At 74.8% G+C, this 12,294-nt stretch carries 13 protein-coding genes; 8 read left to right on the top strand and 5 right to left on the bottom strand.

Annotation, left to right across the window (positions count from 1 at the left end):
• Nucleotides 1-47 precede the first annotated feature (47 nt).
• The 4 genes from D7223_RS05320 (at nucleotide 48) to D7223_RS05305 (ending at nucleotide 3,932) form a co-directional block, all read left to right on the top strand.
• Nucleotides 48-893 carry an SAM-dependent methyltransferase gene (locus D7223_RS05320; protein WP_120725311.1) on the top strand — a complete coding sequence of 282 codons (846 nt, stop codon included), beginning with the start codon at nucleotides 48-50 and terminating at the stop codon, nucleotides 891-893.
• Between the two features lie 151 nt (nucleotides 894-1,044).
• Nucleotides 1,045-2,100, top strand: coding sequence for a LacI family DNA-binding transcriptional regulator (locus D7223_RS05315; protein ID WP_120725308.1), 1,056 nt, complete (start codon nucleotides 1,045-1,047; stop codon nucleotides 2,098-2,100).
• A 2-nt stretch (nucleotides 2,101-2,102) separates the two neighbouring features.
• Nucleotides 2,103-2,306 carry a hypothetical protein gene (locus D7223_RS05310; RefSeq protein WP_120725306.1) on the top strand — a complete coding sequence of 68 codons (204 nt, stop codon included), beginning with the start codon at nucleotides 2,103-2,105 and terminating at the stop codon, nucleotides 2,304-2,306.
• A gap of 135 nt (nucleotides 2,307-2,441) precedes the next feature.
• Nucleotides 2,442-3,932: a serine/threonine-protein kinase gene (locus D7223_RS05305; protein ID WP_120725304.1), complete on the top strand. Its 1,491-nt coding sequence runs from the start codon at nucleotides 2,442-2,444 to the stop codon at nucleotides 3,930-3,932.
• A gap of 7 nt (nucleotides 3,933-3,939) precedes the next feature.
• Here the strand turns inward: D7223_RS05305 and D7223_RS05300 are convergent, their stop codons facing one another.
• Both D7223_RS05300 and D7223_RS05295 read right to left on the bottom strand, forming a co-directional pair.
• On the bottom strand, nucleotides 3,940-4,800 hold the full coding sequence (locus tag D7223_RS05300) for an MOSC domain-containing protein (protein ID WP_238161593.1): 861 nt from the start codon (nucleotides 4,798-4,800) through the stop codon (nucleotides 3,940-3,942).
• Nucleotides 4,797-5,462 (bottom strand): phosphotransferase, encoded by a 666-nt coding sequence (locus D7223_RS05295; protein ID WP_238161588.1) that lies wholly within the window; start codon nucleotides 5,460-5,462, stop codon nucleotides 4,797-4,799. The genes D7223_RS05300 and D7223_RS05295 overlap by 4 nt, the downstream gene beginning before the upstream one ends.
• Nucleotides 5,463-5,580: 118 nt before the next feature.
• On the opposite strand from D7223_RS05295, the gene D7223_RS05290 reads away from it, so the two are divergent.
• Nucleotides 5,581-6,087 carry a VOC family protein gene (locus D7223_RS05290; protein WP_120725300.1) on the top strand — a complete coding sequence of 169 codons (507 nt, stop codon included), beginning with the start codon at nucleotides 5,581-5,583 and terminating at the stop codon, nucleotides 6,085-6,087.
• Between the two features lie 42 nt (nucleotides 6,088-6,129).
• Here the strand turns inward: D7223_RS05290 and D7223_RS05285 are convergent, their stop codons facing one another.
• Nucleotides 6,130-6,822, bottom strand: a complete 693-nt coding sequence (locus D7223_RS05285; protein WP_120725298.1) for a carbon-nitrogen hydrolase family protein — start codon at nucleotides 6,820-6,822, stop codon at nucleotides 6,130-6,132.
• An 84-nt stretch (nucleotides 6,823-6,906) separates the two neighbouring features.
• On the opposite strand from D7223_RS05285, the gene D7223_RS05280 reads away from it, so the two are divergent.
• Complete coding sequence (locus D7223_RS05280; protein ID WP_120725296.1) at nucleotides 6,907-7,713, top strand: DedA family protein; 807 nt, start codon at nucleotides 6,907-6,909, stop codon at nucleotides 7,711-7,713.
• Between the two features lie 169 nt (nucleotides 7,714-7,882).
• Nucleotides 7,883-8,302: a protein-tyrosine phosphatase family protein gene (locus D7223_RS05275; RefSeq protein ID WP_120725294.1), complete on the top strand. Its 420-nt coding sequence runs from the start codon at nucleotides 7,883-7,885 to the stop codon at nucleotides 8,300-8,302.
• Between the two features lie 59 nt (nucleotides 8,303-8,361).
• On the opposite strand, the gene D7223_RS05270 is transcribed toward D7223_RS05275, so the two are convergent.
• Nucleotides 8,362-10,635, bottom strand: a complete 2,274-nt coding sequence (locus D7223_RS05270) for an ATP-binding cassette domain-containing protein (RefSeq protein WP_120725292.1) — start codon at nucleotides 10,633-10,635, stop codon at nucleotides 8,362-8,364.
• A gap of 166 nt (nucleotides 10,636-10,801) precedes the next feature.
• On the opposite strand from D7223_RS05270, the gene D7223_RS05265 reads away from it, so the two are divergent.
• The gene (locus D7223_RS05265) at nucleotides 10,802-11,536 is read left to right on the top strand and encodes a MerR family DNA-binding transcriptional regulator (protein WP_202864580.1); all 735 of its coding nucleotides are present in this window, start codon (nucleotides 10,802-10,804) and stop codon (nucleotides 11,534-11,536) included.
• 17 nt (nucleotides 11,537-11,553) lie between these two features.
• Here D7223_RS05265 and D7223_RS05260 read toward each other — a convergent pair whose 3' ends face one another.
• Nucleotides 11,554-12,282: a class I SAM-dependent methyltransferase gene (locus D7223_RS05260; RefSeq protein WP_120725814.1), complete on the bottom strand. Its 729-nt coding sequence runs from the start codon at nucleotides 12,280-12,282 to the stop codon at nucleotides 11,554-11,556.
• Between the last annotated feature and the right edge of the window lie 12 nt (nucleotides 12,283-12,294).

The raw sequence follows: 12,294 nt of genomic DNA, 5'->3' as shown, positions 1-12,294 counted from the left end.
GGACGGACGTCACCGACGGCGGTGGCGCGAGAGCCGTGGAGGCTGCTGTGACCACCGATGCACCGGAGACGACCGGTCCGGCCCACCCCAGCGACCGCATCGACACCTCGGTCGCCCATCCGGCCCGGCGCTACAACTACTGGCTGGGCGGCAAGGACAACTTCCAGGCCGACCGGGAGTCCGGCGACGCGATGGCGGCGGCCTTCCCGACCATCCGCACGTCCGCCCTGGAGAACCGCCGTTTCCTCCAGCGGGCCGTGGGCTACCTGGCCCGGGAGGCGGGCATCCGGCAGTTCCTCGACATCGGCACCGGCATCCCGACCGCCGACAACACCCACGAGGTCGCCCAGTCGATCGCGCCCGAGTCGCGGGTGGTCTACGTCGACAACGACCCGATCGTGTTGGCGCACGCCCGGGCGCTGCTGACCAGTTCCGCCGAGGGCGCCACCTCCTACATCGACGCCGACCTGCGGGAGCCGGAGAAGATCCTCGGCCACCCCGACCTGCTGCGCACCATCGACCCGTCGCAGCCGGTCGCGTTGATGCTGGTGGCGATCCTGCACTTCGTGCCGGACGACGACGACCCCTACGCGGTGGTCCGCCGGTTGCTCGACGCGCTGCCCGCGGGCAGCTACCTGGCCGCCTCACACGCCACCCACGACTACCTGCCCCCGGAGGTGGCCGCGCAGGCGAAGGCGGCGGCCAGGGGCGGCGGCCCGCACGGCCTGATCAATCTGCGCAGCCTGGCGGAGTTCACCCGCTTCTTCGACGGGTTGGACGTGGTGGAGCCGGGCATCACCTCGGTCGCCGAGTGGCGGGCGGAGGGCGCCCCCGAGCCGCGTCCCTCGGTGGCCGAGGTCAGCATGTACGGAGCGGTCGCCCGCAAGGGCTGACGCCGCACCACCGCACCCCGCCCGGCCCACGGCCCGGCGGGGTGCCGCGTTTCCCGCCGGGCGTCCGGTATTGACCGGTCCCCGTGACTGCCGCTAGTCTCTGAATCGATACAGATACTGAATCGATTCAGAACGCCGAGAGGGGGGTGCCGTGAAGCCGACACTCCAGGCCGTCGCCGATGCCGTGGGCGTCTCCCGGAGCACCGTCTCCAACGCCTACTCGCGGCCCGACCAGCTCTCCACCGCCCTCCGCGAGCGGATCCTGGAGGCCGCCCGGCAACTCGGCTACCCCGGCCCCGACCCGACCGCACGGTCCCTGCGCCGGGGCGTCGTCGGGGCGGTCGGCGTGCTGTTCACCTCGCAGCTGTCGTACGCCTTCACCGACCCCTTCGCGGTCCGCTTCCTGGCCGGCGTCGCCGGCGCGGCCGAGCGGCACGGCACCAGCCTGCTGCTGGTGCCGCTGCCGGACGACGCGCCCGGTGCCCGGCGGGCCGTGGAGAGCGCCGCCGTCGACGGCTTCTGCGTCTACTGCGCCGGCGACGAGAGCTGGGCGCTGGACGCGATCCGGGCCCGCAACCTGCCCTTCGTCACCACCGCCCCCCGGGCCGACGCCGGCCCGGCGGACCGGTTCGTCGGCATCGACGAGCGGGCCGCCGCCCGCACCGCCGCCGCGCACGTGGTCGGTCTCGGCCACCGCCGGGTCGCGCTGCTCGGTGACACCGTCCTGCCGGGCGTCCCGTCGGGGGAGCTGCGCCTCGCCGACGTCACCGACGTGCCGCACCCGACCACCCGCGGCCGGCTCGCCGGGTTCGCCGACGCGTTCGCCGAGGTCGGGGTGGCCTGGCCGGAGCTGACCCTGCTCAGCGCCGCCGGCAACAGCCGGACGGCCGCCGCCGCGGCGGTCGCCGCGGTCCTCGCCGGCCCCGATCGTCCGACGGCGATCCTGGCCTGCTCGGACGTGCTGGCCCTCGGCGTCCTGGACGCCCTCGCCGGGACCGGCGGGCCACCGTGCGCGGTGACCGGTTTCGACGACATCGCCGAGGCGGCCGAGGCGGGTCTGACCACCGTGCGCCAACCCGCCGAGGAGAAGGGGCGACGGCTGGCCGAACTGCTGCTCGACCCCCCCGAGGACCCGGCCGCCGGACACGTCCTGCTGCCCACCGAACTCGTCGTCCGGACCTCCACCGGACCTGTCCCGAGGAGATGACCATGGAACAGCCGACCGGCTACGTCCTCGCCGTCGACGCGGTGCTCCGGCACGTGAACTCGGCGCGGCCGGACGCCCCCGTCCGGCCGGAACGCCCGCGCGCCGTGCCACTCGCCGCGCCCCGCCTGGCCGTCGCCGCCGTCCTGCGACGCGTCGCGGACCGCATCCAACCCGCCCCGGTGCCCCGCGCGCCACGCTGCTCCTGACCGCGATCGCCGGGCCCGCCGGGTGAGCCCGGCCACCCGGCAGGCCGGTCGAAACCGGGACATCGGCGCCGCCGGGTGGCAGACCGGACCGGCGGGGTGGTGGGCCGCGGTGCGGGGCAGGCACACTGGGGCTCTATGTCGTCGTTCACCACCAGCCTCCGGCTGCACCACCGGTACGTCCTGCGCGAGCGCATCGGCCGCGGCGGGATGTCCGAGGTCTGGCGCGCCGACGACGAGGTGCTGGGCCGGCCCGTCGCGGTGAAGGCCCTCGCCGGGGAACTGGCCGCCGACCCGCAGCTGCGGGCCACCATCCGGCGCGAGGCCCGCGCCGCCGCCCGGCTGAGCCACCCGCACGTCACCCAGGTGTACGACTACGGCGAAGCGAGCCTGGCCGGCGGCGTCGTGGTGCCCTACCTGGTGATGGAACTGGTCGACGGGCGCAACCTCGCCGACCGGCTCCACGCCGGTCCGCTGCCCTGGCCGGAGGCCGTCCGGATGGCCGGGCAGGTCGCCGACGCCCTCGCCGCCGCCCACCGCATCGGCGTCGTGCACCGGGACGTCAAACCGGGCAACGTCATGCTCACCGGGACCGGCGCGAAGGTGCTCGACTTCGGCATCGCCGCGCTCGCCGGGCCGCACCACCCGGTCGCCGGGCAGACCGGTGAGCTGCTCATGGGCACCCCCGCCTACTTCGCGCCGGAACGGCTGCGGTCCGGCCCGCCCGACCCGGCCAGCGACGTGTACGCCCTGGGCGCGCTGCTCTACCGCGCCCTGACCGGCCGGGCCCCGCTGCCGGTGCAGACCTGGGAGGACGCCCTCGACGTGCACGCCCGGCGCACGCCGGTGCCGCCGCCGCGCGTGCCGGGTCTCCCGGCCGCCGTCGCCGACCTCGTCCTGGCCTGCCTCGACGCCGATCCGGCGCGCCGGCCCACCGCCGGCCGACTCGCCAGCCGGTTCGGCGCGGTCCCGCCGGTCGAACCGCCCACCGACGTCCGGCCGGCGGCCGGCATCCCGGCCGGCCGGGCGACGCATCCGCCGACCCTGGTCGACCGGTCGGCCCGGGTCGCCCCATCGCCGGCACCCGGCGCCACCCGCCCGGTGCCGGTGTCACCGGCGCGTCGGCGCGCCGACCGCCCGGTCGCCGTGTTCGTCGCGGCCGGCCTCGCGCTCATCGTCGGGCTCGTCGCGGCGCTGACCCTCGGCGACCTGGGCGACCGGCCCACCACGGCCGGTCCGGCCGGCCCGGCCACCCCCACGGTCAGCGCGCCGGCCAGCACCCCGCGCAGCTCCGCCCCGCCCGCACCCACCACGGCCGCTCCCGCCCCTTCGGTCACCGGTCGGCCGGTGCAGGTGAGCCTGCCGCAGCTGGCCGCGCAGTTCGTGGGCCTGCTGGCCCGGGCCCGGGAGACCGGCGAGATCGACCAGAAGACGGTCGAGAAGCTGCGCGACGACCTCGTCGACCTGAGCCGCAGCAGGCCGAAGGACCGGGACAAGCGGCTCGAGGACCTGCGCGAGCAGGTGGTCGAGGCGGTCGAGGACGAGGGGTTGTCGCCGGCGGTGGCGGCGCAGCTCGACGCGCTGCTCGACCGGGTGGACACCGGCTCCCGCGGCGGCCGGGACGACTGAGCGACGGTCAGCCGACCGTCACCACCGCACCCCGCTCCACCCACCCCGGCCGCACCACCAGCGCGTACGCGCCGACGCACGGTTGCGCCGGAAGGTGCGGCACCGGGACGACCCGGTTGAGTCGGGCCGGCACCCGGAGCGCGTCGGCCTGGACGGGCAGGGTGCCGTGCGCCAGCGTCGGTACGGCACAGCGCGGCGTCGGCGCCACCACCCGCAGCACCAGCTCCGGCCCGACGTGCAGCTCCCGCCCGACCCAGTCGTTCTCCACGAACCCGGCGGCGGCGTCCACGTCGAGCAGCAGGTTCGGCCGGTACCGGATCGGGTCGACCGGCCCACCGGGCAGTTCCGCGGACACCCGGGCCAGGCTCGCGGAGGTGACCAGGTGCACCGGGGCGAAGTCGAAGAACGTCCCCGGTGCGGCCCCACCGAGGTGGCTCTCCTCCACCGGCACCTCGGCGGTGATCCCCTCGGCCAGGACCGCCTCGGGCCGGGCCCGGTCCAGGACGGCCCCGGCGGGCGGGGTGTCGACCACGGTCACCGGCGCGCCGAGCGCGGCGGACAGCCGCTCGTCCCGGTCGTCGTCGGCGGCGGACACCACGCTTCCGTCCGGCAGGGTGATCCGGACCGGGTCGCCGCCGGTGGCCCGGAGGCCGAGCATGGACCGCCACCGTCGCGGGTCCTTCGCGCTGACCACCCGGCCGGTGCGCCGGTCGAGCAGGGCCAGTGTCCGGTCTCCGGCCAGCCCGGCCGGGCCGACCTCGACGGCGGTCAGCCGCTCACCCCGCATCGACTTCACCGGGTACCGCCACAGCCCGGCCACCCGGCCACGTCCGCCCGCCGCCGGGCCCGGCACCGGCGGGCCGGTCACGCCGGTCCACCGGTGGCGGTCGGGGCGAGCCGCCGGACGAGGGCCGCCGCCTGCCCGAGTCGCTCGGGACCGAGGGGTCCGAGCTCCGCCCGGAGCGCGACGCTCCGCTCCAGCAGGGGCAGCGGCCCGGTCTCCGCCAGGTAGCCGACGAGCACGTCCCGCGCCGGGCCGGACACCGGGGAGTCGGCCTCGGTGGCGACCTCGGCGAGGATCACCGCGGACATCGCGACGTCCAGGCCGGGTGGCCCCTCGGTGGCGTTGCCCCAGTCGATGACCACCGGGCCGGCGGCGGTGAGCAGGATGTTCTGCGGATGCAGGTCGAGGTGCAGCACCCGGTCGGCGGGATCGGCCGCGCGACGGGCGGGCAGGGCGTGCAGCCGGCGGTGCAGGTCGGCCAGGATCCGGGCGGCCCGTCCGGCGTCCACCGCGCCGCCGAGCACCGCCTCGGCCAGCGTCGGCCCGGTCAACCGGTCGAGCACGAGGTCCGGACCCGCCGCGTGGTGGACGCGGGGAACCGGGTAGCCGCGCGCGTGCAGGTGGTCCATCACCGCCGCCTCGGCGGCGACGTCGCCGCCGAGGCGGTAGCGGCGCAGGACCCGGTCGTCGTCGAGCGGGTAGACGTCGGCGTCCCGACCGGAGGCGAGGGGTGGGGGCAGTGCCACGCCGGACATCCTAGAACGCCGGCCGTTCGGCGGTGATCCGGCGGCGCGGCCGGAACAGGCGGGCGCCTGTCGCGAATCTTCAAGCCGGTCCACGCCGGGCGTCCCTACGATTCGGGCCATGACTGCCACCAGCCGAGCCGCCGACGGCCAGCACACCACGAACGGTACGCCGCACGGCGCCACCAGCCTGACTCCCTTCCTGGCCATCCCGGACGCGCGCGGAGCCATCGACTTCTACCACAAGATCTTCGGGGCGCGGGTCGTCGCGGTGACCGAGATGGGTGGTGTGGTGGCCCACGCCGACCTCGACTTCGGTCACGGACTGCTGCAACTCGGGGAACCGATGCCCGACTTCGGGCTCGTCGCCGCCCCCGAGGGGGATCGCGACTGCTACTCCATCGGCCTCTACTGCCCGGACGTCGACGCCGTGGTCGATCGTGCGGTGGCCGCCGGCGCCGTCGTTCGCGAGGCACCGTCCACGTTCGCGTCCGGCGACCGGTACGCCAGCATCCGGGACCCGTTCGGCGTGCGGTGGTCGATCATGACCCGGGTCGAGGACCTCTCCGAGGAGGAGAGCGCGCGGCGGGTCGCCGAATGGGCCGAGCAGCAGGTCCCGGCGACCTGACCCCGGTATCGCGGTCACTCACCCTCGGCGGCGGATCCGTCCTCAGCCGAGGGTGACTCCGGCGCTCTCACCCGGCTCGGTACCGGCCCGTACCAGGACCCTTCCCTCCGGCGACCAGACCGCCGACCGGCCGGCGGGCGTGCCGAAGCCGCCTCCGGTCGGCGCGGCGCAGCTCGCCACCGCCACGTGCACGCGGTGGGTGGTGGCGATCAGTCGCGCCCGATCGTCCTGCACCGCCGCGTCCCGGGCCTCGTCCACCATGGACGCGGCCAGCACGTCCACGCCGAGGGCCACCGTCCGCGCCGCCTGCTCCGGCACCCCGGTGTCCTTGCAGATCGCCAGGCCGACGCGCCAACCGTCCACGTCCAGGACCGCCGGCTCGGTGCCGGGGGAGAAGCGGCCGGGCTCCGCCCCGCCGAGGAACATCTTCCGGTACGCCACCCGCGCTCCCGTGCCGTCCACCGCGAGCGTGGCGATGTGGTCGCCGCGTACCGGCGCGCCGGCCAGGGCGAGGGTGCCGGTGTCGGCGCACGCCCGGACCAGTGCGGTCAACCGTGGGTCGTCCTCGTCGACGACCGGGGCGTCCAGCTCGTACCCGGTCAGCGACAGCTCGGGAAACACCACCACCCGGGCACCCGCCGCCCGGACCGCGGCGGCGTGGTGGGCCGCGTTCGCGACCACGTCGTACGCCACGCACGGTGGCTGGGCGACGACGAGGCGCAATGGCGTACGCACGATGGGTTCCTCTCCCGCGATGCCCCGCAGCTTAGGCGGTGGGCCTGGTGAATGGCTCTCAGGAACGGTTCGTAGCGTGTAGGCATGTCTCGTACCGCGCACGCGCTGCTCGCCGCCGGCACCGCCACCGGGGAGGCCGCGCCTCCCCAGGACGGCCTGGTCGGAGCCGTCACCGATCTGGTCGAGCGGTTGGGTGGACCCGGCGCGGGCCTGGCGGTCGCCCTGGAGAACCTCTTCCCGCCGATCCCCAGCGAGGTGATCCTCCCGCTGGCCGGCTTCGTCGCCGCCCAGGGCCGGATGAGTCTGGTCAGCGCGATCTTCTGGACCACGCTCGGGTCGCTGGTCGGCGCGCTCGCGTTGTACTGGATCGGCGCCGCGCTGGGCCGGGAACGGACGCGGGCGATCGTGGAGCGGCTGCCACTGGTGAAGCTCAGCGACGTCGACCGCACCGAGGAGTGGTTCCTGCGGCACGGCACCAAGGCGGTGTTCTTCGGGCGGATGATCCCGATCTTCCGCAGCCTCATCTCGATCCCGGCCGGGGTGGAGCGGATGCCGATCCGCACGTTCGCCCTCTACACCACGCTGGGCAGCCTGATCTGGAACACCACCTTCGTGATGGCCGGCTACCTGCTCGGCGACAACTGGCACCTGGTCGAGGGGTACGCCGGCACCCTCCAGAAGGTGGTGATCCTCGCCGTCGTCGCGGCCGTCGGCTGGTTCGTGGTGTCCCGGGTCATCCGCGCCCGGCGCGCCGCCGCCATCCCGGTGGAGTCGGACCCGGCGCCCACCGGCCCGCACGGGGTGCCCGACCCGGCCGGCCGCGGCACGCTCTACCGCAGCGCCTGGTCCGACGCGTCGCCCTCCCCAAGGGACCACGACGGCGCCCACTGAGCACGCCGCCCCGCCAGGCTCCCGCGATCTTGCGGTCGTCGTCTCCGCGAAAGGCGCTTGTCGGGGCGACCCGGCGACCGAATGTGCAAGATCGCGGGGACGGGAGAGCGGGGGAGGGGCGGGCCTGGCAGGGTGGGAGGGACGACGGCGGGAGCGGGAGGGGTGACCGGTGGCTGAGGGACAGGAATGGGCGGGTTCGCCGGGGGTGGTCGTGCTGCCCGGTGGTGCCGCCGTGCGGGGACGCCGCCTCGGTGATCCGGTCGGGCCGGCGGACTTCACCCTGCTGCTGGCGGAGGGCCCGGTGCCGGCGTGGCGGCACCGGCGGGTGCGGTGGCCGGACTTCTGGGTCCCGTTGGACCGGGCCGACGCGCTCGACGCCCTGCGGGAGGCGCTGGACCGGGCCCGCGACGGTGAACGGGTGGAGGTGGCGTGCCGGGGCGGCACCGGCCGCACCGGCACGGCGCTGGCAGCGCTGGCCATCCTCGACGGACTGCCCGCCGCGCAGGCCGTGCCGTGGGTACGCGCGCACTACCGGCCGCGAGCGGTGGAGACACCGTGGCAGCGGCGCTGGCTGCGCCGCCTCGGCTGATCCTCCCGCGCGGGCCGGGTCCCGGTGCCACCAGGCCGGCGCCGGGACCCGCCGCCCCGTCAGCGGTGGACGTACTCGCGCAGGTGCTGGGCGGTGAGCGTGTCGCCGTGTGCGACCAGGTCGGCCGGGGTGCCGGTGAAGACGACCCGGCCACCGTCGTGCCCCGCTCCGGGGCCCAGGTCGATCAGCCAGTCCGCGTGCGCCATCACCGCCTGGTGGTGCTCGATGACGATCACCGTGTCGCCGCCGTCGACGAGGCGGTCGAGCAGCGCGAGGAGCTGGTCCACGTCGGCGAGGTGCAGGCCGGTGGTGGGCTCGTCGAGGACGTACGTGCTGGCCTTCTCGGCCATCTGGATGGCCAGCTTGAGCCGCTGCCGCTCACCGCCGGAGAGGGTGGTCAGCGGCTGGCCGAGGGTGACGTAGCTCAGCCCGACGTCGGCGAGCCGGTCGAGGATCGCCCGCGCCGCGCCGCCGGGGAAGAATTCACGGGCCGCGTCGACCGGCATCGCGAGCACCTCGCTGATGTTCCGGCCACGTAGCCGGTAGGTGAGCACCTCGTCGGTGAAGCGACGGCCCTCGCAGCGCTCGCAGACCGACGCGACTCCGGCGGTCATCGCCAGGTCGGTGTAGACCAGGCCGATGCCCTTGCAGGTCGGGCAGGCGCCCTCCGAGTTCGCGCTGAACAGGGCGGCCTTCACGCCGTTGGCCTTGGCGAAGGCGGTACGAATCGGGTCGAGCAGGCCGGTGTAGGTGGCCGGGTTGCTCCGCCGGGATCCCCGGATCGGGGACTGGTCGACCACGACCACCCCCTCGCGGCGGCGCAGCGACCCGTGGATGAGTGAACTCTTGCCCGACCCGGCCACCCCGGTCACCACGGTGAGCACCCCCAGCGGCAGGTCGACGCTGACGTCGCGCAGGTTGTGCAGATCGGCGTTGCGGATCGGCAGCTGGCCGGTGGGCCGGCGTACCCGGTCGCGCAGCCGGACCCGGTGGTCCAGGTGCCGGCCGGTGAGCGTCCCGGAGCGGCGTAGCCCCGCCACGTCGCCGGTGAAGCAGATCCGGCCGCCCGCGCTGCCCGCGCCGGGGCCCAGGTCGACCACGTGGTCGGCGATGGCGATGGTTTCCGGCTTGTGCTCGACCACCAGCACCGTGTTGCCCTTGTCCCGCAGCCGCCGCAGCAGGTCGTTCATCCGGGCGATGTCGTGCGGGTGCAGGCCGACGGTGGGCTCGTCGAAGACGTACGTGACGTCGCTCAGCGGCGAGCCGAGGTGCCGGACCATCTTCACCCGCTGTGCCTCGCCGCCGGACAGGGTGGCCGACTCGCGGTCCAGGCTGAGGTAGCCCAGGCCGATCTCCACCAGCGAGTCGAGCAGGTCACCCAGTGACTCCACCAGCGGGGCCACCGACGGGTCGGCGATCGCCCGGACGAACGCGGCCAGGTCGCTGATCTGCATCGACGCGCAGTCGGCGATGTTCCGGCCGGCGATGCGGGAGGACCGGGCGGCGGCGTTGAGCCGGGTGCCCCCGCACTCGGCGCAGGTGGTGAACGTGACCGCCCGGTCGACGAAGGCGCGGATGTGCCCCTGCATCGACTCGCGGTCCTTGCTCAGGTAGAGCCGCCGCACCTTGACGACCAGACCCTCGTAGGTCCAGCTGTTGCTGCCCACCTTGATCTTCGTGGCGGGCTTGTGCAGGAGGTCCTGCCACTGCTCGGGGGTGTAGTCCTGGAGTTTCGTGTCCGGGTCGAAGAGCCCGGACCCGACGATGGTCTGCCAGTACCACGAGTCGACGGCGAAGTTGGGCACCGTGATCGCGCCGTCGTTGAGCGAGCGCTCCACGTCCACCAGCTCGTTCACGTCCAGGTCGGACACCCGGCCGAGGCCCTCGCAGGTCGGGCACATGCCCTCGGCCAGGTTGAAGCTGAACGCGCCGGCCCCGCCGACGTGCGGCCGGCCGAGGCGGCTGAAGACGATCCGCAGCATCGCGTACGCGTCGGTGGCGGTGCCCACCGTCGAGCGGGAGTTGGCCCCCATCCGCTCCTGGTCGACCACGATCGCCGGGGTGAGGTTGCGCAGCGAGTCGACGTCGGGTCGACCGAGGCTCGGCATGAACGTCTGGAGGAAGGCGCTGTAGGTCTCATTGATCAGCCGCTGGGACTCCGCGGCGATGGTGCCGAAGACGAGCGAGGACTTGCCGGAACCGGACACCCCGGTGAAGACGGTCAACCGGCGCTTGGGGATGTCGACCGAGACGGCGTCGAGGTTGTTCTCCCGCGCGCCGCGTACCTCGATCATGTCGTGGCTGTCGGCGGCGGACGATGCTGGCTGCTGCATGCGGACCCTTCGCGATCAGGGCGGCGGACGCCGCCGTCGGTGAGCTGGTCGACTTTCAATTCTCTCATTCACGCCCATGTGGAGACTTTGGTCGCGCTCAGCACCGTGGGATGACCGGAAGTGAACCGAAAGTCTCAAACGAACATGGAAGCGGTAGGGTGGCCCGGTGAGCACGGTGGAACCCGATCGGCTGCGGGCGGTCGACCTGGCCGCCACGGTCGGGATCTCGGTGCAGCAGGTGCGCAACTACGTGGACCTCGGGGTGCTGCCACCGGTCGCCCGGACCCCGGCCGGCTACCGGATCTTCACCGCCGCGCACGCCCGCGCGCTGACCGTCGCGCGCCGGTTCGCCGAGGGGCACGGCTGGTCGCGTACCCGGGAGGTCATGGCCGCGGTGCACCGGGGTGACCTGCCGGCGGCGCTGGCGGCGCTCGACGGCGGCCATGCCGAACTGGACCGGGAGCGGGCCGAGATCCGGCGTGTGCTCGGCGCGTTCGAGACGGTGGTGGCCAGCCCGGCCGTGGCCGTACCGGCGCCGCGCCGGGGAGTGCGGATCGGCGCGGTCGCCGACCTGGTCGGCGTCCGAACGTCCCAGTTGCGGCTGTGGGAGGCGCGCGGCCTGCTGCGTCCGGTGCGTGAGCCGGGCACCGGCTACCGGGTGTACGACGCGGCGGAGCTGCGCGCCGCGCAGGTGGTCACCCTGCTGCGCCGGGGGGCCTACCCGTGGGAGATCGTCGCGGCGGTGCTGGACGAGCTGCGCACCACCGGCAGCGCCCAGCGGGTCCGTGCCGAGCTGGCCCGGCGCGAGCAGGACCTGCACCGGCGCAGCCTACGGCGGCTGCGCGCCTCGGCGGCGCTCTACGACTACCTGCGGGAACGGGGCGAGGCGCCGCCCGGCTGAGGAGGCTCCGGCCGTGCTCAGCGCAGCACGAGCAGGTCGAGATGGTCCACGACCGGCCCGGTGGCGTGCGGCGCGGCGGCGTGCAGCCGGGCCACCCCGGCGGCGTACTCGTCGTCGCTGATCAGTTGCAGCGGCGTGTGGGCCCGCCGGTCCAGGTGCCGCGCGAAGTCCGCCAGCGACGGGGCGGTGGTCTGCGCGACCGGCTCCACGCTGCTGACCGGGAAGCCGGCCGCGGCGAACGCCGCGCGCACCCGAGGCAGGTCCGGGTAGGTGCGCAGCACCCGCACCGCCTCCGGGAACCAGTGGAACAACCCGATCCGCTGGTGCCGGCCGGGAAACGGCGAGCGGATCAGCACCGGGGCGCCCGGCCGGAGCACCCGGCGCAGCTCGTGGGCCGCCGCGTCGAGGTCCGGCACGTGGTGCAGCATGGTGGACAGCCAGGCCGCGTCCACGCTGGAATCGGCCAGGGGCAGCGCGCCCGCGTCCCCGCCGACCAGCGGTCGGTACGCGCAGCGGTCCCGCATGGCCACCGCCGGTTCCACCGCCACCACCCGTACGCCGAACCAGGTGGTGAACGCCGACGCCCAGACGCCCGTGCCGGCACCGAGGTCGAGCAGGGTGGTGCCGGCACGGACGCGCAGGTGGTGGTGCACCGCGCGCCGCCAGTGGTGCAGGCCGGGCGCGGGTATCTCACGGGTGGCGGCGAAGGCCACCGAGTCGGCGTCGTCGTAGGAGATCAGCGCCACCGTCATCACCTC

Origin of the sequence: Micromonospora endolithica, from assembly GCF_003626595.1 — a bacterium.
GTDB classification, from domain to species: Bacteria; Actinomycetota; Actinomycetes; order Mycobacteriales; family Micromonosporaceae; genus Micromonospora; species Micromonospora endolithica.
Note: the sequence above shows the minus strand (reverse complement) of the source record. Positions and strands in the feature narration are given on the sequence as shown.